This is a genomic window from Nocardioides taihuensis, from assembly GCF_042657275.1.
GTDB lineage: Bacteria > Actinomycetota > Actinomycetes > Propionibacteriales > Nocardioidaceae > Nocardioides > Nocardioides taihuensis.
Genome location: NZ_JBHSKD010000029.1, coordinates 101,002 through 125,764 on the forward strand (window position 1 = coordinate 101,002; position 24,763 = coordinate 125,764).

Annotated in this window: 14 protein-coding genes; 2 read left to right on the top strand and 12 right to left on the bottom strand. The window is 72.5% G+C overall.

Annotated elements, in window-relative coordinates; translation table 11 throughout:
* Positions 1–56: 56 nt before the first annotated feature.
* The 5 genes from ACFPGP_RS23140 to ACFPGP_RS23160 form a co-directional block, all read right to left on the bottom strand.
* On the bottom strand, positions 57–5,078 hold the full coding sequence (locus ACFPGP_RS23140; protein ID WP_378593882.1) for an ExeM/NucH family extracellular endonuclease: 5,022 nt from the start codon (positions 5,076–5,078) through the stop codon (positions 57–59).
* 165 nt (positions 5,079–5,243) lie between these two features.
* Positions 5,244–5,885 carry a CDP-diacylglycerol--glycerol-3-phosphate 3-phosphatidyltransferase gene (pgsA, locus tag ACFPGP_RS23145; RefSeq protein WP_378593884.1) on the bottom strand — a complete coding sequence of 214 codons (642 nt, stop codon included), beginning with the start codon at positions 5,883–5,885 and terminating at the stop codon, positions 5,244–5,246.
* Positions 5,882–7,339 (bottom strand): 30S ribosomal protein S12 methylthiotransferase RimO, encoded by a 1,458-nt coding sequence (gene rimO / locus ACFPGP_RS23150; RefSeq protein WP_378593886.1) that lies wholly within the window; start codon positions 7,337–7,339, stop codon positions 5,882–5,884. Before rimO ends, pgsA begins: the two co-directional genes overlap by 4 nt.
* A gap of 36 nt (positions 7,340–7,375) precedes the next feature.
* Positions 7,376–9,145, bottom strand: a complete 1,770-nt coding sequence (locus ACFPGP_RS23155; RefSeq protein ID WP_378593888.1) for a helix-turn-helix domain-containing protein — start codon at positions 9,143–9,145, stop codon at positions 7,376–7,378.
* Positions 9,145–11,703, bottom strand: coding sequence for an FtsK/SpoIIIE family DNA translocase (locus tag ACFPGP_RS23160; protein WP_378593890.1), 2,559 nt, complete (start codon positions 11,701–11,703; stop codon positions 9,145–9,147). Before ACFPGP_RS23160 ends, ACFPGP_RS23155 begins: the two co-directional genes overlap by 1 nt.
* Positions 11,704–12,075: 372 nt before the next feature.
* Between ACFPGP_RS23160 and ACFPGP_RS23165 the strand changes: the two genes are divergently transcribed.
* Positions 12,076–14,805: a M4 family metallopeptidase gene (locus ACFPGP_RS23165; protein ID WP_378593892.1), complete on the top strand. Its 2,730-nt coding sequence runs from the start codon at positions 12,076–12,078 to the stop codon at positions 14,803–14,805.
* Positions 14,806–14,892: 87 nt separating this feature from the next.
* Here ACFPGP_RS23165 and ACFPGP_RS23170 read toward each other — a convergent pair whose 3' ends face one another.
* From ACFPGP_RS23170 to dapA, 3 genes are read right to left on the bottom strand one after another with little or no spacing between them, the layout of a single operon-like run.
* Entirely contained in the window at positions 14,893–15,819 is a 927-nt protein-coding gene (locus ACFPGP_RS23170; protein WP_378593894.1) for an LLM class F420-dependent oxidoreductase, read from the bottom strand.
* A 7-nt stretch (positions 15,820–15,826) separates the two neighbouring features.
* Positions 15,827–17,518: a ribonuclease J gene (locus ACFPGP_RS23175; protein WP_378593896.1), complete on the bottom strand. Its 1,692-nt coding sequence runs from the start codon at positions 17,516–17,518 to the stop codon at positions 15,827–15,829.
* Positions 17,519–18,427, bottom strand: a complete 909-nt coding sequence (gene dapA / locus ACFPGP_RS23180) for a 4-hydroxy-tetrahydrodipicolinate synthase (protein WP_378593898.1) — start codon at positions 18,425–18,427, stop codon at positions 17,519–17,521.
* Between the two features lie 226 nt (positions 18,428–18,653).
* On the opposite strand from dapA, the gene ACFPGP_RS23185 reads away from it, so the two are divergent.
* Positions 18,654–20,735, top strand: a complete 2,082-nt coding sequence (locus ACFPGP_RS23185) for a CHAP domain-containing protein (RefSeq protein WP_378593900.1) — start codon at positions 18,654–18,656, stop codon at positions 20,733–20,735.
* 279 nt (positions 20,736–21,014) lie between these two features.
* On the opposite strand, the gene ACFPGP_RS23190 is transcribed toward ACFPGP_RS23185, so the two are convergent.
* The 4 genes from ACFPGP_RS23190 to ACFPGP_RS23205 are packed head-to-tail and all read right to left on the bottom strand — an operon-like array spanning position 21,015 to position 24,753.
* Positions 21,015–21,530 (bottom strand): dihydrofolate reductase, encoded by a 516-nt coding sequence (locus ACFPGP_RS23190; protein WP_378593902.1) that lies wholly within the window; start codon positions 21,528–21,530, stop codon positions 21,015–21,017.
* Entirely contained in the window at positions 21,520–22,314 is a 795-nt protein-coding gene (locus tag ACFPGP_RS23195; protein WP_378593904.1) for a thymidylate synthase, read from the bottom strand. The genes ACFPGP_RS23190 and ACFPGP_RS23195 overlap by 11 nt, the downstream gene beginning before the upstream one ends.
* A gap of 16 nt (positions 22,315–22,330) precedes the next feature.
* Entirely contained in the window at positions 22,331–23,149 is an 819-nt protein-coding gene (locus ACFPGP_RS23200; RefSeq protein ID WP_378593906.1) for a PhzF family phenazine biosynthesis protein, read from the bottom strand.
* Between the two features lie 41 nt (positions 23,150–23,190).
* On the bottom strand, positions 23,191–24,753 hold the full coding sequence (locus ACFPGP_RS23205) for a hypothetical protein (RefSeq protein ID WP_378593908.1): 1,563 nt from the start codon (positions 24,751–24,753) through the stop codon (positions 23,191–23,193).
* Positions 24,754–24,763 lie beyond the last annotated feature (10 nt).

The following is a 24,763-nucleotide window of genomic DNA, read 5'->3' on the forward strand; positions in this document are numbered from 1 at the left end:
GACGCGGCCGGGCCCGGCCCCCGCGAGGGGAGCCGGGCCCGGCCGGTCGGTGCCGACTACTTCTTGTTGACCACCAGGGTCACGGTGTCGGCCGCCTGCTGGACGTGGGTGTCGCCCAGGTAGGTGACGGTGACCGGGTAGCTGCCCGCCTTGACGAACCGGCCCAGAGCGAAGGTGGCCGAGCCGCCCGAGAGCGTGCGGGTCGTCGTGGTGCCGTTCACGATCACCCGCACCGCGCCGGTGGGCGTGACGCCCGCCGCCGTGACGTCGACCGTGAGCGAGACCTGGGACTTCGTGGTCACCCGCGTCGGGTCGAACGTCGTCGCCACCGAGGCGGCAGCCTTGGTGACGGTCACGCCGGTCGTGGTGCTCGACGGCTCGTGGCCCGCGTCGCCGGCGTAGCGCACCGTGAGGGTGTGCGCGCCGACCTCGAGGGCGGTGCCGCCGAGGGTGACCGACGTGGCCCCGAGCACCAGCGTGCCGGTGCCGAGCACGGTGTCACCCTCGAGCACCGTGACCTCGCCGGTCGCGGTGGCCGGGGTGAGGCTGACCTGCACGCTGCCGGCCGTCCCGTACGCGTGGTCGGCGGCCGTGGCCGCGACCGTCGTCGTGGTCGCCGCGACCGTGACGGGGACCGTCACCGACGTACCCGTGGCGTGTCCGGCGAGGGTCAGCTGGTGCTGACCCGCACTGGTGCCGTTCGGGATGACCACGTCGACCGCGGCCTTGCCGTACTCGTCACCGATGGTGCTGCCGACCGTGTGGTCGACGGGGAACGACCCGAGGTCGGTCCCGTCGAGGGAGACCTGCACCCGTGCGTCCTTGGTGTCGCCGGCCCCGGTCATGTCCCACGAGGAGACGTCGAAGGTCACGTGCTCGCCGCCGCGGTAGGACGACGGCGCAGCCGCCGGGAAGCTGATCCCGACCGCGCGCTGCGACCAGTCCACCGGCAGCGGGGTGTCCGCCGCGAACTCGGCCATGTAGTCGACCATCGCCTGCAGGTCCACCTTGCCGGTGTCGCGCTTCTGCGTGCCCCCGGCGAACGCGCCGAAGTTGTCACCCCCCGAGGCCAGGAACGAGTTCACCGTCACCGAGTACGTCGTGGTCGGGTCGACGAGCACACCGTCGAGACGCATCTGCTTGATCCGCGAGCCCGCCGCAGCGGTCGGGTCGTAGGTGTAGGTGAAGCCCTTCGAGACGCCGAGCCGCAGGAACGGCCGCGACGCACCGGCCGGCTGCCACTGCTGCTCGAGCGCCGCCCTGATCTGCGCGCCGGTCAGGCGCATGTTGACGAGGGTGTTGGCGAAGGGCTGGACGTTGGCGGCCTGCCGGTAGGTGAGCGTCTCCGGGTACCCGTCGGCCTGGGTGCCGATCATGTCGGCGCGCAGCCCACCGGGGTTCATGAAGGCGATCTGCGCCGAGCCGGACTCGGTGCTGCTGGTCGCCCAGCGCTGCACCTCGGCCACCAGGTTGCCCAGGGTCGACTCACCGCCGCGGTTCTCGACCAGCCCGGGCTGCCCGTTCACCACGCCGTTGATCTGGGCCCGCTTGAACGGGCCGGCGATGTCGCCGAGGCGGACCGCGCCGAGCACGTTCGCCTCGGCCACGGCCGCGTCGACGATCGACTGCGTCGCCGGGTCGACCGGGTAGTTGAAGGTGGAGCCGGTGGGCCCCGCCTTGAGGTTGAGCACCTCCTGGGTCTTCGCCTGGACCTGGCCGGTGGCCGTGTCGACCGTGAAGACGAGACGGTTGAGCTTCTCGCCGTACTGGCCCGCCGAGACCACCGGTCGCTCGGTGACCGGACGGCCCGCCCACGAGTCGACCGGGAACGAGCAGTTGTAGGCGAGGTGCGTGTGACCCGACACGATGGCGTCGACGTCGCCGTCGACCCCGGTGATGATGCTGCCGAAGTCACTGGCGGGGTTGTCGTCCATGGTCGCGCAGTTGGTGTTCTCCGCGCCCTCGTGCACGAGCAGCACGACGACGTCCGCGCCGTCGGCGCGCAGGTCGTCGGCGGCCGCGTTGACCTCGTCGACGACGTCGGTGACCGTGATCTCCGAGATGCCGGCCGGCGAGACCAGCTCGGGCAGGTGCTCGGTGACCGCGCCGACGAACCCGACCTCCACCTTGCCGAAGTCCTGGGTCCACGACGGCGCCAGCGCGTGGCTGTCGTCGCTGCGCATCCGGACGTTCGCGGCGATGTACTTCCACTGCGCGCCGCCGTACGGGTTGGTCTCGGCGTCGTAGGGCGCCATCACCCGGTCCACGAGGTCGCGGTAGCCCTGGTCGAACTCGTGGTTGCCGGCGGCCGAGACCTGCAGGCCGGCCTCGTTGAGCGCGTCGATGGTCGGCTTGTCGTGGGCGATGAACGAGTCGAACGTCGAGGCGCCGATCAGGTCACCTGCCGCGGCGAACACGGTGTCGGGATTGGCGGCACGCATCTGCTTGACGGCGCCGGCCATCACCGCCGCGCCGGCGGCCGCCGACTGCGGGTCGTTGGCGATCCGGCCGTGGAAGTCGTTGGTGGCCAGCACCTGGATGTCACGGGTGCCGGGCTCCGGGGCCGGGGTGTCGATCCCGACCAGCTCGGGGTTGTGGTCCGACGAGCGGAACGGCCCCGGGCTGTAGAGGTCGGTGACGTTGTAGTTGTTGCGGCTGTACTCGTAGTACACCGACTCGTAGGCGTTGATCGTCCACACGTCGACGCCGGTCACGTCCGGCAGAGCCGCCTCGTTGGCGAGCACGTGGTCGAGCGAGCCGACCTGGCCGTCGAAGCTGTAGCTCTCCTCCTGGGGATCGCTGGTCGAGTCGAGGCTGGTGAACCCGCCCGCCTCGAGCACCTCGATCGGGTCCTCGTGGGAGTAGGCGTTGAAGTCACCGGTCAGGAACACCTTCTGGGTGCCGCGCGACACCGCGAACGAGTCGGCGAACGACAGCAGCGCCTGCGCCTGGTTGACGCGGTCCTCGTTGGCGTTGCCCTGGCCGTAGGGGTCGGGCGTGCCGGACCCCTTCGACTTGAAGTGGTTGGCGATCACCGCGAACGCGTCGGCGTCGGAGGTGCCGGCCGCCTTGAACGCCTGGGCCAGCGGCTCACGGGCGTTGTCGAACGCGGTGGCGCCGACGAGGATCTGCGAACCGCCCACCAGGGCCACCGTGGCGGGCTGGTAGATGAAGGCCGTGCGGATGACGTCCTCGCCGGAGGGCAGGTCGGCGGGCGTCGGCGAGGGGGCGTAGGCCCAGGTGCCGGCACCGGCATCGGCGTTCAGCGCGTCCACGAGCGTGGCGACCGCCTCGTCACGGTCGTGGCCGTCGACGACGAGGGAGTTCTCGATCTCCTCCAGCGACACGACGTCGGCATCCAGCTTGTTGATCGCGGTGACGATCTTGGTCTGCTGGCGCTGGAGGTCCTCGGCGTCCCACGCGCCGCGCGGGCCGTTGGCGCCCGAGCAGGTGCGCACGGTCACCGGGTCGCCGGCGCGGTCGACGTACGCCTCGCAGCCGGCGACGTCCGCGCCGAGGGTGGTGAAGTAGTTGAGCACGTTGAACGTCGCGAGCCGCACGTCGCCACCGACGTCCTGCGGCTGGGCCTCACGGGTCTGCTCGAAGCTGACGAGACCCGTGGGGGCGCCGACCACCTGGTGCTGCGGCTGCGCCTTCCAGCCGAAGCGGTAGTCGAGCACGAACGGCTGGTCGAAGGTGACTCCCGCGCCGACGCGGACGGTGTGGTCGGCGGTGTAGTAGGGGAACGGCGAGCCGGTGTTGGCGGCCGTCGTGTAGTTGAGGCTGGAGCCGTCGTCGAGGACCACGCGGTGGGCGTTGTTGTACGCCGTGCGGGCCGCGACCGGACCGGTCTGCGCGTCGTACAGCTCGGTCGGCGCGACGAGCGGCAGGTCGCTGTTCGCCGCCAGCCCGATCTCGCCGAACATGCTCGAGGACGCGGAACCGCCGTTGTAGGCGGAGCCGTCGTAGGAGTCGGTGACCGTGTAGGCCCCGGCCGGCTGCACCAGCTCGCCCTCGTGCTTCTCGCGGGCTGCGTCGATCGCCGCGCCGGTGAGGCAGGCGTCGCCCGGCAGGGCGCAGGAGGTGCCGGGCACCTCGGCCAGCGGGACCACCGCGGGCAGGGCAGCGACCGTCGTGATGTCGGCGGGGGCGGCGGTGATCTCGGTCAGCCCGCCGAACTCCGAGACGGTGCCCTTGACCTGGAGCGAGTCGCCGACGGAGGGGTAGGCGGCCTGCGTGAGCGCGGGGGTGTAGACGAAGACGCCGTCGGAGGCGGCGGGGGTGGTGTCGGCGCCGCCGGTCTGGAGGTAGAAGCCGTTGAAGCCGCCGGACGGGAAGGATGCGGTCACGCGCCCGGTGGTGGTGACCGTCTGGCCCGCCAGCGGGCTGGTGGCGGTGTCGTCGCCCTGGATCTGGGCGATCGTCTTCTCGCCGGCGTCCCCGCCGCCGCCACCGCCGGTGGCGCTGTTGGTCGGGGTCGGCGCGACCTCGCTGAAGTCGTCGGCGTTGTTGTCGGTGTCGCCCCCGGTGGCCGACCGCGTGGCGGCGGTGGTGTTGGTCAGGTTGACCCCGGTGTTGGCGGCCTCGAAGGAACCCGCCGTCGAGCCGTAGCCGACCATGTCGACCAGGCCCGCGTTGCCGGCGAGGTTGCCGGTGGTGGCGAAGGCGGTGGTGCTCGGCACGAGCAGCACGACGCCCGCGCTGCCGGACATGGAGATGGTGCCCGTCGCGTCGGGTGCCGGGAGCGACGCCGACGGGGTGCCCCCCGCGGCCTCCTGGACGAGGTAGTGCGCGCCCGCCGGCACCGAGCCGCTCAGGGGCGTGACCTGCGCCGACGTGCCGGTGGCGCTCCGGTACTGCACCGACCACCCGGCGACGGAGATGGGCGCCGTGGTGGGGTTGTAGAGCTCGATGAAGTCGTTGGTGTACTGGGCGCCCGCGTTGCCGCCGCCGCCGTACACCTCCTTGATGACGAGACCGGTGCCGGCCGGGTTGGCGTGGCTCGGGGTGGAGGTCAGGACCGAGACGGCCAGACCGAGGCCGACCGCTGCGGCGAACCTCTGACGGGACGAGAGCATGGGGACTCCGAGATCGAGAGACGTGACGGCCCCGGAGGACCGCGCTCGGGGCGCGGTCAGAAGTCCCGAGATCGGCTCCCTCAGCAAGGAAGCAGCGTCACCCTAACCCGGGAGGCGGCGCACACGTGATCGTGTGCCGATGAACTTCAGGTGCCCGGTTTGTGATCAGTTGCCAGCGCCGCGGATGGTGGCGCGCTGGCGCCACACGTCGCGGAAGAACTCCCAGCCGGACCACAGGGTGAGGGCGAGGGCCGCCATCAGCCCCACCTGGCCGGCGTAGAACAGCACCGCCCCGAACGTCCCGAACTGGTCGAACGCGCCGTCGTGCCCGGAGAAGAACCGGTCGCCGTGCGGCAGCGGCAGCACCAGCACCGAGAGCGCCCCGGCCTGCACCGTGGTCTTCAGCTTGCCGAGGTCGGCCGCCGCGATCACGACGTGCTTGAGCACCGACAGCCGCAGGGCGGTGACGCTCCACTCGCGCAGCAGGATCAGGATGGTCACCCACCACCAGACGTCGCCGACGATCGACAGGGCGATCAGCGCCATGCCCGTGATCGCCTTGTCGGCGATCGGGTCGGCGATCTTGCCGAAGTTGGTGACCAGGTTGCGGGACCGGGCGATGTCGCCGTCGATCTTGTCGGTGATCATCGCGCCGACGAACAGGACGAAGGCGACGACCCGCCACGTGATCGAGTCACCGCCGTCCTGCAGCAGCGCCCACCCGAAGAACGGGACCATCACGATGCGCAGTGTCGTCAGCGCGTTGGGCAGGTTGAGGTTGGACGGGGTGGCGTCGGTCTGGCTCACGCCCGACCTCCTTCGGCGTCGTGCCCCGCGGCGTGCGCCACGAGAGGCCGGCCGACCAGGTCGACACCGACGGCGTCGACGACCTCGGCGACGACCACGTCACCGATCGCCACACCGGCGGGAGCACCCTCGAGGGTCGTGGTGCCGTCGACCTCGGGGCCCTGGAAGGCGGTGCGCCCCTCGGGCACGCCGTCCTCGATCGTCTCGACCAGCACCTCGACCAGCTCCCCCACCCGCTCCTCGGCACGCTGCGCCGTGAGCTCCTCGACGAGTGCAGTGACGTGCTCGACCCGGGCCCGCACCTCGTCGACGTCGAGCTTGTCGGTGAAGTCGGCCGCCTCGGTGCCGTCCTCGTCGGAGTAGCCGAAGACGCCGGTGACGTCCATGCGCGCGGCGACCAGGAAGTCGCAGAGCACGGCGAGGTCGTCCTCGGTCTCGCCGGGGAAGCCGACGATCACGTTGGACCGTACGCCGGCCGCCGGGGCGAGGGCGCGCACCTGCTCGAGGAGGCCGAGGAACGCGTCGGGGTCACCGAAGCGGCGCATCCGGCGCAGCACCGTGGGGCTGGCGTGCTGGAAGGACAGGTCGAAGTACGGCGCCACGCCCGGCGTGCCCGCGATCGCCTCGACCAGCCCGGGCCGGGTCTCCGCGGGCTGGAGGTACGAGACGCGCACCCGCGCGACGCCCTCGATGGCGGCGAGCTCGGGGAGCATCGTCTCGAGGAGGCGCAGGTCGCCGAGGTCCTTGCCGTAGGACGTGGAGTTCTCGCTGACCAGGAACAGCTCGCGCACGCCCTGGCCGGCCAGCCAGCGGGCCTCGTCGAGCAGGTCGGTGGGACGGCGGCTCACGAACGAGCCGCGGAAGCGCGGGATCGCGCAGAAGGAGCACCGGCGGTCGCACCCGCTGGCCAGCTTGAGCGGCGCGGTGGGACCGGTGTCGAGCCGGCGGCGCGGGGCCGCGGCGGGCGCGGAGGCGCTGCGCTCCACCGGGGAGATCGGCAGCAGGGCGCGGCGGTCGCGCGGCACGTGGGCCGCCGGTCGCTCCCCCGCCACGATCGCGCGCAGCCGCGCGTCGATGTCGTCGTAGTCGTCGAAGCCGAGCACCGCGTCGGCCTCGGGCAGCTCGCTGGCCAGCTCCGCGCCGTACCGCTCGGCCAGGCAGCCGACCGCCACGACGGCCTGCGCGCGGCCGGTGACCTTGAGGTCGCTGGCGCCGAGGATGGTGTCGATGGAGTCCTTCTTGGCCTGCTCGACGAAGCCGCAGGTGTTGACCAGGACCGTGTCGGCCTCGCTGGCGTCGTCCACGAGGCGGAAGCCGCCCGCCTCGAGGCGGCCGGCCAGCTCCTCGGAGTCGACCTCGTTGCGGGCGCAGCCGAGGGTCAGGACTGCCACCGAGAGCGGGGTCCCGGGAGCCGGGTCGGGGCTGGGGGCAGGGCTGGTCGCAGGCGTCGACATGACCTCACGAGCCTAGTGGCCGGACGCCCCGGCGCCTCATTCGGGGACGAAGGTGTCCTGGGCCGGCTGCCCGGTGCTGCCGATCGCGCCCTCCTGCTGGCCGGCGACCGTCACCTCCAGCGAGCCGTCGGAGGACTGGATCCGCACCGGCGGGGCGATCCGCATCGTCTTGGTCTCGCCGAACGCCAGGTTCCCCGTGAAGACGACCTCGTTCGCGCCGTCACGCACCACCACGTGGGCTCCCCCGCCTGCCGCGTGCAGCTGCACCGGCACCGGGTCGGCCAGCCGGACGCCGCCGTTGTCGACGCCGGCGGAGCCGTTGAGCACCGGGGCGTTGCCCTGGAGGTCGACGGGGCTGTCCATCACCAGGCGGGCGATCGACCAGGCCAGCACCAGCGCCATCACCGCGGCCACGAGCACCGACCAGTTCGGGCCGCCGCGGGTGCCGCGGATCGAGCCGGCGCCCGAGGCCAGCTCGGCCTCGAACACGCGGCGCGGGTTGATCGGCGCGTCGGCGTAGCGCTCGTCGTACGCCGTGAGGAGCGGAGCGACGTCGACGCCCAGCACCCGCCCCAGGGTGCGGATGTGCCCGCGGGCGTAGAAGTCGCCGCCGCACGGAGCGAAGTCGTCGACCTCGATCGACTCGATCACGTGCGGACGGATGCGGGTGCGCTCGGCGAGCTGGTCGACGGTGAGGCCGAGGCGGGTCCGGGCCGCCAGGAACTGCGGGCCGATGACGGGGTCCTCGGCGGGCTCGACGTCGAGGTCGTCGATGAGCAGCGGCTCGACCGCGTGGCCGGGGCGCGCGATCGGGCTGACCCGGTCGCTCCACAGCACGGTGTCCTCGACGAGGTTGACGCTGCCGGGGCGGCGCAGCTCGCGGCCACCGGCGTCTCCGGACCGCGTGGCGTCGTCGTCCACGCCGTCGTCCTCGGCGCGCGTCGAGGTGACCTCGGCACGCAGGGCCACCACCGGTTGACGCAGTGGGCTGGGCGTGGCCGAGGCGACCACGGTCGGCTGCTCGTCGGCCTGGTCCGCGGGCTCGGCGGCCGGGGAGTCCTCGACCTGCTCGGCGGGCAGCACGTCGTCGGCGGGACGCCTGCGCGGCAGCCGGGCACCGGCGGCGGAGACGGCCGCGATGGTGCGGGCCAGGGCCGGGCGCGGGTCGGGGCGACGGACCGGCGCGGTCTCGGTCTCCACCACGCGCGACTGCTCGCCGGCCAGCGTGGTCAGCGCCGCGGTCAGGTCGCCGTGGTCGCCGGTCACCCGGGTCGAGAGCGCCAGCGGGACGGCGAGGGGCGCGCCGTACAGCCGTCGGGAGAGGCGGGCCTGCCGGCGACCGCGCGGGTCGAGCTCCTCGATGAGGCGCTCGGGGTTGCGCACGGCCAGCACGAGGCGACCGTCGTGGAGCGGGCTGCGGCGTGGGCGGTGCTCGACCTGGGAGAGCGCCCCCCACGGCAGCCCGCTCCAGCTCCGGCCGAGCCGGATCCGGACGCCCTGCGCGTCGGCGACGAGCAGGGGCGTGCGGGCGTCGACGAGTGCAGCGAGATGGACGACACCGATGACGCCCATGACCAGCGCGACCAGCCAGTCGACGACGGAGCCGCTGCTGGTGGCGCGCGCCAGCCAGGCGATCGCCACGGCGGAGGCGACGGCGCCGACGAGCGCGGCCAGGCCACCGTTGCGGCGCACCTCGACGGGCTCGGGCGCCAGACCCAGGGGCGCGGGCGGCGCGTGGTGGTCGTCGTGGTCGTCGTGCCGGCCGTCGTCGTGGTGGTCGACGTGGACGGTGCTCACGTTGGTCATCAGGCCTCCCCCTGCACGGTGGCGATCACGCCGTCGATCTCGTCCGGTTTCACGAGCACGTCACGCGCCTTGGAGCCCTCGCTGGGCCCCACGACGCCGCGGCTCTCGAGGATGTCCATCAGCCGGCCGGCCTTGGCGAAGCCGACCCGCAGCTTGCGCTGCAGCATCGAGGTCGACCCGAACTGGGTGGAGACCACCAGCTCGATCGCCTGGATCACGAGGTCGAGGTCGTCGCCGATGTCGTCGTCGAGCTCGCGCCTGCTCTGCGCCGGCGCCGTGACGTCCTCGCGGTAGGACGGGGCCAGCTGGCCGGTGCAGTGCTTGACGACCTGGTGGATCTCCTGCTCGGTGACCCACGAGCCCTGCACGCGCACCGGCTTGGAGGCGCCCATGGGCAGGAACAGCCCGTCGCCCTGGCCCACCAGCTTCTCGGCGCCCGGCTGGTCGAGGATCACCCGGCTGTCGGCCAGCGACGACGTGGCGAACGCCAGCCGCGACGGCACGTTCGCCTTGATCAGGCCGGTGACGACGTCGACCGACGGCCGCTGCGTCGCCAGCACCAGGTGGATGCCGGCGGCGCGGGCGAGCTGGGTGATGCGGACGATGGCGTCCTCGACGTCGCGCGGCGCCACCATCATCAGGTCGGCGAGCTCGTCGACGATCACCAGCAGGTAGGGGTACGGCGCGAGGTCACGCTCCGAGCCCGGCGGCAGGTCGACCTTGCCGGCGCGCACCGCGCGGTTGAAGTCGTCGATGTGCCGGAACCCGAAGTTGGCCAGGTCGTCGTAGCGCAGGTCCATCTCGCGGACCACCCACTGCAGGGCCTCGGCGGCCTTCTTGGGGTTGGTGATGATGGGGGTGATGAGGTGCGGCACGCCCTCGTAGGCGTTGAGCTCGACCCGCTTGGGGTCGACCATGATCATCCGCACCTCGTCGGGCGTGGCCCGCATCAGCACCGAGGTGATCATCGAGTTGATGAAGGACGACTTGCCGGAGCCCGTGGCGCCGGCGACCAGCAGGTGCGGCATCTTCGCGAGGTTGGCGACCACGAAGCCGCCCTCGACGTCCTTGCCGAGCCCCGTGACCATCGGGTGGTGGTCGTTGCGGGCCGTCTGCGAGCGCAGGACGTCGCCCAGCGAGACGATCTCCTTGTCGACGTTGGGGATCTCGATGCCGATCGCGGACTTGCCGGGGATCGGGCTGAGGATCCGCACGTCGGCGGAGGCCACGGCGTAGGCGATGTTGCGCGACAGCGCCGTGACCTTCTCGACCTTGACCGCCGCGCCGAGCTCGACCTCGTAGCGGGTGACGGTCGGGCCCCGGGTGTAGCCGGTGACCTGGGCGTCGATGCCGAACTCCTCCATCACCTGGGTGAGCCGCCCGACGACGTCGTCGCTCGCCTTGGAGCGCGGCTTGTGCGGCGAGCCCGGCTTGAGCACGTCGCTGGTCGGCAGGGCGTAGGCGATGTCGCCCGACAGCGCGAGCTGCTCCACCCGCGCGGGCAGCGGGGTGTGCGGCGGCGGCTCGAGCTCGGTCGGGGACTCGGGGGTCGGCTCGAGCAGCGCGTCGGTGACCACCGGGGTGAGCTCGGTGTCGGCCTCGGCGTCGAGCTTCTGGGCCCGGCGGCGGCGCTTGACCTCGCGGTCCTCGAGCACCGGGCTGTCGTACGCCGGGTCGCCCTGCACGTCGAAGTCAGGACGCGAGCGCGGATCGGCGGCGGGGTCAACAGGGGTGCGGCCGAGCAGCCGGTCGCGGGTCGCCCGGAGCCGGGCCGGCACCTGGTACACCGGCGTCGCGGTGATCACGAGGATCCCGAAGACCGACAGCAGCACCAGCACCGGCACCACGACGAACGGGGTGCGCAGCAGGTCGAGCAGCAGGCTGGCGACGACGTAGCCGACCGCTCCCCCGGCGCTCTCGAGCGAGGAGGAGTCGCCGAGCTCGGGCTGGGGGTTGCCGTTGGCGATCTGCACGATGCCGAGCACGCCGAAGGCGAGCGCCGCCCAGCCGACGACCTGGCGACCCGCGGGGCCGTTGCGCTCGGGGTCGCGCATGTTGCGCCAGCCGATGAGGACCAGGATCAGCGGCACCAGCCAGCCGACCTTGCCGACCGACCCGGCCACGATCGTGCGCACCAGCTCCATCACGGTGCCCGGCAGCTGCCACCAGACGGCGGCGGCACTGACCATGGCGAGGGCGACCAGCACCAGGCCGACACCGTCGCGACGGTGCTCGGGCTCGAGCTCGCGGGCGGTGCGGCCGATGCTGCGCGCCGTGGCACCCAGCGCACTCGCGATCCCCATCCAGACCGCCCGCAGCCCACCCCACACGGCGCGGAAGAAGCGGAGCACCGGCCCGGGGCCGGACCGCACGGCGCGCGGCGCCGGGCGCGCCGAGCTCGACCGGGTCGACTTCGACCGGGCCGAGCTGCTGCGGCTGGTACTCCGGGATCGGGAGGTCGAGGTCGAACCACGAGTCCGGCTGGTGCTCGACCGGCCGGACCCTGTGGACGTGCTCTTGCTCCGCGACCCCGGCGGGGAAGACGTACGGGTCGCCATGTCATCAACCTACGGCAACGCCACACCAGTCACACGGATCACACTGGTGCGTGTCGGGGCCAGGGGACCCGTCTTCCGCCCGCCGCCGCTCCCGGCGTCACTCGTCCGGTCGATATCCGGGAGAGCCGGAAACATTTCGGCACTTTCCGACCTGTCGCTCTGGACCCGGTCCCCCCGCCAACCTAGGGTGCGCTCTTGTGGCCCGGACCACACGGACCACGGGTGAACACCTATTCGGAGGGTATGAACACAGTGAGATACCTCAAGCAAGGAGTGTGTCTGGCACTCCTGGGGGCAGGCCTCGCGGCCGTCCCGGGGATCCAGGCCTCTGCCGCCGGCACCACCGCCGCCGGCGGCAGCCTGGTTCAGCAGATGCGAGACACGGCGCAAGGCTCGGTTGCGCTGTCGACCTCGTCCGCCACGGGCAAGGTCGGCTTCATCCGTGCCGGCAAGGACGGCGACCTGATGCCGGGCGTGCAGGCTGAGTCCAGCGCCCAGGCGGCCGCCAAGGCCACCAGCTACCTCGACAAGTACGCCCCGGCGTTCGGTGCGCGGCCCGACGAGCTCGTCCAGGGCAAGACCCTGTCGACGCCCTACGGCTGGACCGTGACCTACACCCAGTCCTACCGCGGCGTCCCGGTCTTCGGCGCGATGCTCAAGGCGAACGTCGACCGTCAGGGCGACCTGACCTCGGTCAACGGCTACGCCGCGCCCGGGCTGACGCTCAGCACGACGCCGCAGCACTCGGCCACCGAGGCCGCGCAGCGCGCGATCGCCTTCGTCAAGGCGCACCCCGCCGAGGGCGTGAAGGACATGAGCGGCCTCGAGGCCACCGTCAACCAGCTCGTCGTCTACCGCATGGGTGCGGTCAAGGGCGAGGCCGGTGCCGCGATCCTGGCCCACCAGATCGAGGTCACCAACAAGAAGACGGTGCGCGACACCGTCATCGTCGACGCGACGACCGGCAAGGTCGTCAACCGCTACTCGATGATGGACACCGCGCTCGACCGTCACCTCTACGAGGCGGTCGTGAACAACAACCAGCTCTCCTTCAACCAGGTCTGGCAGGAGGGCGACCCGCTGCCGGGCGACCTCAACAACGACCAGATCAACCTGGTGGAGACCGCCGGCGACTCCTACTGGTTCTACAACAACACCTGGGGCCGCGACTCCTACGACGGCAACGGCGCCTCGATGCTGACGGTCAACAACGACCCGCGCATCGCCTGCCCCAACGCCAACTGGAACGGCGTGACGACCAACTACTGCAACGGCGTCACCTCCGACGACGTGGTCGCCCACGAGTGGGGCCACGCCTACACCGAGTACACCTCCGGCCTGATCTACCAGTGGCAGTCCGGTGCGCTCAACGAGTCCTACTCCGACGTGTGGGGCGAGACGATCGACCTCATCAACGCCCGTGACGACGCCGGCGAGACCAACGGTGCCCGCGCCGACGGTGCCTGCTCGTCGTACACCCGCGGCCCGGTCGAGCTGGAGATCAACTCCCCGGCCGAGATCGCCAAGGTGTGCGACGCGGCCCCGGCTGCCTGGGGTCCGGTCATCGACCAGACCGGCTTCACCGACGACGTGGTCGTCGGTCTGGACGCCACCGGCGACGGCGACACGAACACCAACGGCTGCTCCGCGTTCTCCAACGCCGGAGCGATCGCCGGCAACTTCGTGTACGTCGACCGTGGGTTCTGCGCCTTCCAGGACAAGGTCAGCAATGCGGAGGACGCCGGCGCCACCGGCATCGTCGTCGGTGACCACACCGACGAGGTGCCGTTCTCGATGTCCGGCACCGCTGACATCCCCGGCGTGATGATCCGTCCCGAGGACGGCGCGGCCATCAAGACCGCCACGGGCACCGTCAACGTGACCATGCGGGCCCAGCCGGCCGACCCCACGGACGACTCGTACCGCTGGCTGATCGGTGAGAAGTCGCCGGCCTTCGGTGGCGCGATCCGCGACATGTGGACGCCGACCTGCTACGGCGACCCGGGCAAGGTCTCGGACGCCGAGTACAGGTGCGGCACCGACGACCAGGGCGGCGTGCACAGCAACTCCGGCGTGACCAACCACGCCTACGCCCTGCTCGTGGACGGCGGCTCCTACAACGGTGTCGACGTCAACGGCATCGGCCTCGACAAGGCGGCCCAGGTCTGGTGGCGTGCGCAGACCGCGTACCTCACCCCGACCTCGGACTTCGGTGACATGGCCAACGCGCTCGACTCCTCCTGCCTCTCCCTCGTGGGCGAGGACATCCAGGAGCTGTCGACCTCGCCGGACTCCCCGGGCGCGCCCGCCGAGCCGATCACCACGGCCGACTGCCTGTCGGTCTCGGCGGCCGTCCTGGCCACCGAGCTGCGCAAGGACCCCACCGAGCAGTGCGACTTCCAGCCGCTCCTCGCCAAGGGCGCCCCGAGCGCGTGCGGTGCGGGCAGCAAGGCCAAGACCGTCTGGCAGGAGACCTTCAACTCGGGTCTCGGCAAGTGGAAGCAGTCCGAGGAGGTCGTCTACAACAAGGGCCGCGGCTACAAGTGGAAGGGCGGGGTCGCCCCCGACCACTCCACGCTCACGGCCTACGCCCCCGACCCCCAGGGCGGCAGCTGCTCCGGCTCCACGGGTGACATCTCCAGCCGCAACTCGCTGATCAGCCCGAAGATCACGATGCCGAAGAAGAACGCCAACAACGGCCGCCTCACGTTCGACCACTACGTGGCGACCGAGCTCGGCTACGACGGCGGCAACGTGAAGATCTCCGTCAACGGCGGTGGTTACCAGCTGGTCAAGCCGGGTGCCTTCCAGTACAACGCCTACAACGCCCACCTGGAGTCGGCTGCAGCCGGCAACACCAACCCGCTCGAGGGCGAGTGGGGCTTCACCGGCACCGATGGTGGCAAGACCACCGGCTCGTGGGGTCAGTCGCAGATCGACCTCCGCAAGCTCGACATCGGCAAGGGCGACTCGTTCAAGATCCGCTTCGACTTCGGTCGTGACGGCTGTGGCGGCAACGACGGCTGGTACGTCGACGACGTCACGGTGAAGATCTGCAAGAACGTGGCGACCCGCCAGCAGGAGCTCGGCACGAAGTCGTGACGCGTTCCTGAACCAGCACCACAGGAGCCCCGCCCGGGAGACCGGGCGGGGCTCCTGCCGTTCGTGGCCCGCTGCCGGCCGGTCGGGTCAGACGTGCGGCGCGACCTCGGCGGCGATGAGGCGCAGGTGGTCGAGGTCGGCGAGGTCGAGCACCTGCAGGTAGGTGCGCTGGCTGCCGAGCGCGGCGAACCGCCGGATCTTCTCGACCACCTCGTCGGGCGTGCCGGCCAGGCCGTTCTCGCGCAGCTCGGCCGGCTCGCGGCCGATCGCCGCCGCCCGCCGCGCGACCTCGGCCTCGTCGGCGCCGACGCACACGACGAGCGCGTTCGACCAGGTCATGGTGGCGGGGTCGCGCCCCTGGCGCTCGCACGCCTCGCGCACGCGGCCGACCTGGAGCGCGGTGAAGGCCTCGTCGACGAAGGGCAGGTTGAACTCGTCGGCGTAGCGGGCCGCGAGGTCGGGCGTGCGCCGGGCGCCCCTGCCGCCGACGATGACCGGTGGGCGTGGCCGCTGCACCGGTCGGGGCAGTGCCGGCGAGTCGGTGACCGGGTAGTGCGGGCCCTCGTGCGTGAAGCGCTCGCCCTCGGGCGTCGCCCAGAGCCCGGTGATGACCGCGAGCTGCTCCTCGAGCCGGTCGAACCGCTCCCCCGTGCCGGGGAAGGGGATGCCGTACGCCGTGTGCTCGTCCTCGAACCAGCCCGCACCGAGGCCGAGCTCGACGCGACCGCCGCTCATCTGGTCGACGCCCGCCACCGCGATCGCCAGCGGGCCGGGCAGCCGGAAGGTGGCGCTGGTCATCAGCGTCCCGAGCCGGATGGTCGTGGTGTCGCGGGCCAGCCCGGCCAGGGTCACCCAGGCGTCGGTCGGACCCGGCAGCCCCTCGGTGCCCATCCCGAGGTAGTGGTCGGAGCGGAAGAACGCGCCGAAGCCGAGCCCCTCGGCCGTCAGCGCCACCGCGAGCAGGTCGTCGTACGTCGCGCCCTGCTGGGGCTCGGTGAAGACACGCAGCTCCACGCCGGCGTCAGGCCTCGATCACGATGGGGATGATCATCGGCCGGGCGCGGTGCCGCCCGCTGACCCAGCGGCCGACCACGCGACGCACGGTCTGCTGGAGCTGGTAGCTGTCGTCGACGCCCTCGGCCACCGCGGCGTTCACGGCGTCCACGATCGGCTGCTTGATCTCCTCGAAGACGGCGTCGTCGAGGGTGTTCCCGCGGGCGTGGATCTCGGGGCCGCCGGCCACCTTGCCGCTCACCGAGTCGACCACGACGATCACCGAGACGAAGCCCTCCTCGCCGAGGATCCGGCGGTCCTTGAGGTCGGACTCGGTGATGTCGCCGACCGACGCGCCGTCGACGAAGACGTAGCCGCAGTCGACCTTGCCCGCGACGCGTGCCTCCCCGTCGACGAGGTCGACGACGATGCCGTCCTCGGCCATCACGACGTTGTCGGACGGGATGCCGGTCAGGCGGGCGAGCTCGGCGTTGGCACGCATGTGCCGGATCTCGCCGTGCACCGGCAGCACGTTGCGCGGCTTGACGATGTTGTAGCAGTAGAGGAGCTCACCGGCGCTGGCGTGACCGCTGACGTGCACGTTGGCGTTGCCCTTGTGCACGACGTTCGCGCCCCAGCGGGCCAGGCCGTTGATGACGCGGTAGACGGCGTTCTCGTTCCCGGGGATCAGGCTCGAGGCGAGGATGACGGTGTCGCCCTCCTCGATGTGCACGAAGTTGTGGTTGCGCTGGGCGATCCGGCTCAGGGCGCTCAGCGGCTCGCCCTGCGATCCGGTCGAGACCAGGACCTGGCGCTCGGGCGGCAGGTCGGCGAGCTCCTTGGCGTCGACGAGGACGTCGGGCGGGACCGTGAGGTAGCCGAGCTCGCGGGCGATCGCCATGTTGCGCACCATCGAGCGCCCGACGTACCCGACCTTGCGGCCGTGGGCGACCGCGGCGTCGAGCACCTGCTGCACGCGGTGCACGTGGCTGGCGAAGCAGGCCACGATGATCCGCTGCTCGCTGGTGTGGAAGACCCGGTCGAGCACCGGTCCGATCGACCGCTCGGAGGTGGTGAAGCCGGGCACCTCGGCGTTGGTCGAGTCGGTGAGGAAGAGGTCGACCCCCTCCTCGCCGAGGCGGGCGAAGGCGCGCAGGTCGGTGATCCGGCCGTCGAGCGGCAGCTGGTCCATCTTGAAGTCGCCGGTGTGCAGCACCATCCCGGCGCCGGTGCGGATCGCGACCGCCAGCGCGTCGGGGATCGAGTGGTTGACCGCGACGAACTCGAGGTCGAACGGGCCGAAGGAGATCGTGTCCCCCTCCTTGACCACGTGGTGCACGGTCTCGCGCAGCCGGTGCTCGCGCAGCTTGCTGCCGAGCAGGGCGAGGGTGAGCTCGGAGCCGACGAGCGGGATGTCCTCGCGCTCGCGGAGCAGGTACGGCGCGGCGCCGATGTGGTCCTCGTGCCCATGGGTGAGCACCAGCGCCTCGACCTGGTCGAGCCGGTCACGGATCGGCGCGAAGTCCGGGAGGATCAGGTCGACGCCGGGGTGGTGGTCCTCGGGGAAGAGCACGCCGCAGTCGACGATGAGCAGCCGACCCTCGTGCTCGAAGACGGTCATGTTGCGGCCGATCTCGCCGAGACCGCCCAGCGGGATGACCCGGAGGCCCCCGGGGGCCAGGTCGGCCGGTGCGGAGAGCTCGGGGTGGGGGTGTGACATCTAGTTCCTCTGTTCGCCGAGAAGGTCCGAGGCGACGAGGCCGGCGCGCAGCGCGGCCACCTCGTCGTCGGTGAGGGGGACCAGCGGTCCCCGCACGTTGCGGTTGTCGAGGACGCCCAGCAGCTGGAGCGCCGCCTTGGCCGTCGTCGCACCGTAGTTGGGGACGCCCATCATCGCGTCGAAGGCGGGCAGCAGGCTCGTGTGGAGCCGGAGCGCCTCGGTGTGGTCGCCGGAGAGGAAGGCCTCGATCATGGCCCGCAGGCGCTCGCCGGCGACGTGGCCGACCACGCTGACCAGGCCGCAGCCGCCGTACGCCAGATAGCCCAGCGTGGCCGCGTCGTCGCCCGAGTAGACGGCGTAGCCGAGATCGACGAGACGTGCCGTGCCGGGCAGGTTGCCGGTCGCGTTCTTGACCGCCACCACGTGCGGCAGGTCGCGGAGGGCGGCGTAGGTGTCGAGGGCGATCGCGGTGACGGTGCGCGGCGGCACGTCGTACAGCATCACCGGAAGGTCGCTGACCCCAGCGACGGTCCGGAAGTGCGCGAGCAGTCCGGCCTGGCTGGGCTTGTTGTAGTACGGCGTCACCAGCAGGAGACCGTCGGCACCCACCTTGGCGGCCTGCTCGGCGAGCTCGACGGAGTGGGCGGTCGCGTTGGTGCCGACGCCGGCCACCACGCTGGCACGGTCACCCACCGCGTCCTTCACCGCGGCGAGGACCCGGCCGCTCTCCTCGACGGTGGTGGTGGGCGACTCCCCGGTCGTCCCGGAGACCACGACACCGTCGTTGCCGTGCTCCACCAGGTGTGCGGCGATGCGGGCCGTGCCGTCGGGGTCCACCGAGCCGTCGTCGTGGAAGGCGGTGGCCATCGCGGTCAGCACGCGCCCGAACGGGGCGGCAGGTGCGGTCATGGGCCAAGGCTATCGGCTCGCGTGATTATGACCGCTGTCGCAGGATCACGGACGAGTTTCCTCAATCCGGCACACGGACGTCACCGGCTCCCGCACCATGCAATTGGCGCCCTGGACGAGTGGGGCGTCCAGTTCGCCCCGAGGAGTTGCCGTGCCGGCCGTATCCCCCAAGCATCGTGCGCCCACGCGCTCATTTCGTGGTGGCGCCCCCGTCGCCGGAGTCGTCATGGCTCTGGTCGCGACCCTCCTCGTGGGGGTGGGCGTCGTCACGGGAGGAGCGTCCGCGGACACGCAGAACGCCCCCGCTGCCCGTCAGGCGCCCGACCGCGCCGACAAGGGCAAGGGGGCGGACCAGCCCGTGCTGGGCGCACCCGGCACCCACGTGGCGCACGACCAGTACGGCTACCCCTACCCCGAGGCCCCCGACTGCGACGAGTCGACGCTCGGCAACGGCGGCTGCGTCCCGGACGCCCGTGGCTTCTACCAGGGCCAGTGCACCTCCTGGGTCGCGCACCGGCTGAGCACCAACAACGCCATCGACTTCACCAACTGGTACGCCGGGCTGCACTGGGGCGACGCCGCGGACTGGAACAAGGCGGCCAGGGCGATCGGCCACAAGGCGGACAAGGTGCCGGCCGACGGCGCGGTCGCCTGGTTCAAGCACGGCCACGTCGCCTACGTCGAGTCCGTCAACAGCGACGGCAGCATCGTGATCTCGGAGATGAACTACGACGGCCACAACGGCTTCCGGCTGGTGACCCTCTACCCGGGCAGCTCCTACTGGCCCACCGGCTTCATCCACCTGGCCGACGTGGTGCCCTCCGACGTCGTCGCCCCCACCCGGCCGACCGGCCTCGACGCCGTCACCCACAACGGCCGCACCGGCCTGGCCTGGCGCAGGTCGAGCGACGCGTTCGGCGTGACCGGCTACCGCGTGCTGCGCGACGGCGTCGTGCTGGGCACCACCCGCTCCACCACGTTCTGGGACCGCCGGGTCTCCCCCGGCCAGACCCACCGCTACCAGGTGGTCGCGTTCGACGCCGCCGACAACATCTCGTCCGCGGCGACCGTACGGACCGTCCCGGACACCGAGGCCGCCGACCGCGCCTGGGTCTCCACCGCCGCCGGCCCCGCCCTGTGCGGCCGCACCGGCTCCGCGGCCCGACCTGCCGTGGGCTGCACCGTGCTCACGGACAAGGGATGGCGACGCAGCGACCTGGCGCGCAGCAACAGCTGGGGCGCACCGGAGTCGCGCCGCTTCGTCCCGTCCGCGGACGGCTCGGTGTCGTACTGCCGGGTCACCGGCGGCTCCCGCGGCGCGCTGGCCTGCACCCGCCTCGACCCCCGCACCCTGTCGTGGGGCTACGACCGGATCTCGCGCTCGACACCGTCGCTGGCGCGCACCGACCGCACCTGGGTCTCGACCTCGGCGGGCCCCGCCCGCTGCGGTCGCAGCGGCGGCGCGCGCCACCCCGGCCTGACCTGCTCGGTGCTCACCGACGCCGGCTGGCAGACGGTCAGGAGCCAGCACCGCACCCGTTGGGGCACCCCGACGAGCCGCGTCTTCGTCGCCGGTGACCGGCAGGTGTCCTACTGCCGCACGGTGCGCGGGCACGACCTGCGACTCGCCTGCACCTCGCTGGACCCGGTCTCGCTGCGCTGGTCCGCCGACCACGTGTCCGCCCCCGTGCGCTCCGGCCGGGCCGCCACCGCCACATGGGTGACCACGGGTGTCGGCCCCGCGTGGTGCGTCGGCTCCGCCGCGGGCCGGCCGAGCTGCCGGGTGCTGACCTGGCAGGGCTGGCGCGCCGCGTCCGCTGCCCGTTCGCTTCCGGCCGGCGCACCGCTGAGCCGGGCGTTCGTCGCCGGTGAGGACGGGAGCGTCTCGTGGTGCCGCACCCTGTCGGGCAACGACCGGGCCGCCTGCACGACCCTGGACGCCTTCCACCTCCGCTGGTCCCACGACGTCCGGTCGGCGCCCGTGCGCTCGGCGAAGGCGACCAACCAGACCTGGGTGGCCACCGACGCGGGACCCGCGCTGTGCGCGCGGTCGGGTCGGGCCGCCGCCCAGCGCGTGACCTGCCAGGTCCTCGACGGGCACCGCTGGAGCACGGCGACGACGCACCGGGCCGTCGGCTGGGGCGAGCCCGCCTACCGCGCCTTCGTGCCGTCGGACTCCGGTGTCGCGTGGTGCCGCACCGAGCGCTCGGGCGACGTGCACTGCAACCGCTTCCTGGCCGAACGCTCGACGTGGGGCGCGGACCTCAAGGCGCGGCGGACGGTGCGCACCTTCGCCGACCGGCTCTGACGGGTCCGTCGCTCCTGGTCTCGGGAGCCCACGCTCGTGCACGGTCTGTGGCACCCAGACAATCGCGACCCCGCCAGGCATCCCCCAGAGGTCGGCTCTCGGTGGCTCAGTGCCGTCCGTGAGGCACTGAACGCTCGGGGGTCAGGGCGATCAGAAGGAGTGCTCCCCGTCTGGCCGCACGTGCGGCCACAGCCGGAAGTGGCGTGTGGCGCCGCCTCGGTCGTCTCCGCCCGACCCGCCACAGGGACACACCCCGTGCGGCCGGCTGCGGGCAGGGCCTCAGGCAGGCGTCGGACGCGGGACGGGACGGCGGGCCAGCCAGACCCGGTCCCAGCCCTCGCCGTGCTCGCGCCCGGTCTCGACCCACTCCCCGGCGTCGTACGACGGGTAGCGGGCGTCGCCGTCGGGCGTGAGGTGGACCAACGTGAGCACCTGGTGGGTGGCGAGCGGCATGGCCTGCTCGTAGACCTCTCCCCCGCCGACCACCATCGTGTCGCCGGGCAGGTCCGCTGCCAGGGCCAGCGCCTCGTCGAGGTCGTGGGCGACGAGGGCGCCGTCCGCGTGCCAGGCGCGGTCGCGGGTGAGCACGACGGTCGTGCGGCCCGGGAGCGGGCGCCCGATCGAGTCCCAGGTGGCGCGGCCCATGACCAGCGTGTGCCCCAGCGTCGTCGCCTTGAAGTGGGCGAGGTCCTCGGGCAGGTGCCACGGGATGCTGCCGCGGTCGCCGATCACGCCGTTGTCGGCGAGCGCGGCGACGAGCACGGTGCGCCGGGCGGGGGTGTCCTCAGATGGCAATGGGTGCCTTGATCGCGGGGTGCGGGTCGTAGCCCTCGAGCGTGATGTGCTCGAGGTCGAAGCCGTCGATGTCGGTCACCGACGGGTCGAGCCGCAGCCGCGGCAGCGGCCGCGGTTCGCGGTTGGCCTGCAGCCGGGCCTGGGTGATGTGGTTGGCGTAGAGGTGCGCGTCGCCCAGCGTGTGCACGAACTCGCCCGGGCGCAGGCCGGTCACCTGGGCGACCATGTGCGTCAGCAGCGCGTAGGAGGCGATGTTGAACGGCACGCCGAGGAAGACGTCGGCACTGCGCTGGTAGAGCTGGCACGACAGCCGGCCGCGGGCGACGTAGAACTGGAAGAGCGTGTGGCAGGGCGCCAGCGCCATGTCGGGGATGTCGGCGACGTTCCACGCCGAGACGATGTGGCGGCGCGAGTCGGGGTCGCTGCGGATCTGGTCGACGACTTGCCGGACCTGGTCGACGTGGCGGCCGTCGGGCGTCGGCCACGACCGCCACTGGTAGCCGTAGACCGGCCCGAGGTCGCCGTTGTCGTCGGCCCACTCGTCCCAGATGGTCACCCCGCGCTCCTGGAGCCAGCGGACGTTGGTGTCGCCGCGCAGGAACCACAGCAGCTCGGCGAAGACCGACCGGGTGTGGACCTTCTTCGTCGTCACCAGCGGGAAGCCGCGCTCGAGGTCGAACCGCATCTGGTGGCCGAAGACGCTCGTGGTGCCGGTACCGGTGCGATCCCCCTTCTGCACGCCGTGGTCGAGGACCCGGTGGAGGAGGTCGAGGTACTGCTGCACGCTGGTGAGCCTAGCCTCAGAGCTCGACGTGCCCGACCACCGTCGTGCGGGTGTCGCCCCCCACCCACACCTCCTGCCCCTCGCGCACCACGTGGACCCTCCCCTGCCGCTGGAGCGCCGTCCCCTGGGCCGCGACGTACGACGTGGGCAGGCGGGAGCCGGCCAGCCACTGGCCGAGGCCCGCGTTGAGCGAGCCGGTGACGGGATCCTCGTAGGGACAGAAGGCACGCACCTCCACCGCGGCCTCGCTGCCCGCCGGGTGCTCGCCGACGACGCCGACGTCCAGGCCCTCGAGCAGCCCCCGGTCGGGCTCGAGGGCGAGCACGGCGGCGGCGTCACGCAGCACCAGGCCGACCCACCCGGGGCCGTTGTCGACCCAGGCCGCGTCCACGACGTCGTCGCGCCCGATCCGCAGGGCACTGGTGACCCGGTCGAGATGGGCGTCGGAGACCGGCCCCGACCGCACCAGCGGTGGCGCGGCGAAGGCGAGCCGTTCACCACGCCGCACCTCGACGAGCCCGGCGGCGCACTCCTGCACGACGACGTCGTCGCGCCGGGGCGTGCCCCCGGCCTCGAGCCAGGCGTGGGCGGAACCAAGGGTGGGGTGGCCGGCGAACGGGAGCTCGGCGGCGGGGTCGAAGATCCGCAGGCGGTAGTCGGCCGCCGGATCCTGCGGCGGGAGCAGGAACGTGGTCTCCGAGAGGTTGGTCCACCGGGCGAAGGCCGCCATCTGGTCGTCGTCGAGGCCGGTGGCGTCGTGCACCACCGCGACCGGGTTGCCCCGCAGCGGGGCGTCGGAGAAGACGTCGACCTGGCGGAAGGAGAAGCGCGGCATGGGGCCAGTATCAACGGCCCGACGCCCGCCCCAAAGGACGGTCAGCCGGGGAGGAGCGGACCGTCGCCGTTCGCGGCGACCTGCGCGATCACCCGGCACAGCGGCTCGTCGGGCTGCCGGTAGCGGTCGGTGACCCGGCACGACGCCAGCACCTGCGGGCCCGAGGTCGACAGCCGCATGTCCTGCAGGCCGACCGGCGCGTTGGGCCGGTGCGCGACGAAGTAGAGGACGTCACCGTCCGGCGTGAAGGCCGCGGCGAGCGCGATGTCCTGGCGGCGCAGGCCGGTGTCGAGCCGGGACCCGTCCCGGACGTCGTACACCCTCACCGTTCCGACGCGCGGCTGGTCGACGTGGGTGATCAGGTAGGTGCCGTCCGCCGACAGCTGGCCGCCGTTGCCCCGCACCGAGGTCGCGGCGTCGAAGAGCGGCTGGGTCGCGGTGAGGATCCCGGGCGCGACGTCGCTCAGCCGCACCGCGGCGGCGACGTCGACCAGCGGGGCCCCGGGGACCTCCTCGGCGCCCCCCGTGCCCGGCTGCCACTTCCACTGGCCGCGCTGGTCGCGGTAGTAGACGAACTCCTGGTCGACGGCGACCGGCAGCACGCCGTCGGCGGCGGTGTCGCCCGGGTCGGCGTCGAGGACGTGCCGACCGGCCTCGCGGTGCTGCCGGGTGTCGTAGACGACGAGGTCGAGGCCCCGCTCGGTGGCCGTGGTCCACGCGACCCACCCGCGCTCCTCGGAACCGACGACCGGGTCGCCCGGCGGGTGACGGCCGATGGTGAGGATCTCCCCGTCGTCGCTGACCAGCACGACGTGGCCGCCCTCGTCGGCGTAGACGGCACCGTCGGGGACGTCGACCAGCGTGGTCACCCCCGGCACGGTGACGACGACCCGGGCCACGTGCAGGTCGCCGTTGGCGTACCACGGCACCGGGGCAGGGTTGTCGGTGCGGACCACGTCGGGAGCGGGCGGGGGCGGGCGGGGCGGCCCGCCCCGGGTGGCCCACGTGAGCACACCGACCGCGGCGAGCACCACGACCACCGCGACCAGCCCCACGAGCCGACGACGACGCCGGGTGGCGGCGACGTCGGCGAGCACCTCGTCGACCGGCACCGTGCCGACCGGGACGGCGGTCACGCCGTCGAGGAGCAGGTCGTCGCGCAGCCTCACCGGACGCTGCTGGCCCTTCCCGGCGAGGCTGCTCGCCAGGCCGTCGTCGAGGCCCGCGACCTGCGCCAGCACGGTGGCGGTACGCCGTTCGTCGGTCAGCGCGCGCAGGGTGGCAAGGAGCTCGGCCAGCGCAGCCCGGGCGCGCTCGGGGTCGGGATGGGTCGGCTCGGGCTCGGGGACCCCGGTGTCGCGCTCGGTCGCGGGGACGTGGCGCCACAGCTCCAGGAGCGTGGCGTAGGTCCAGGCATCCACGTCGGACTCGCGGTTCGCACGCTCCCAGCCGGGGGCGCAGCGGGTCAGCGTGGCCCGGGCGAGCTCGCGGGCGCGCTCCGGCGCCGCGCCGAGCAGCACCCCCACCTTGACCAGCCGCGACCACCGGGCGACGGCGTACGACGAGAACGACGCGTCGGGGTCCGCAGCCGGGTCGGGGCGCACGCCGGGCTCC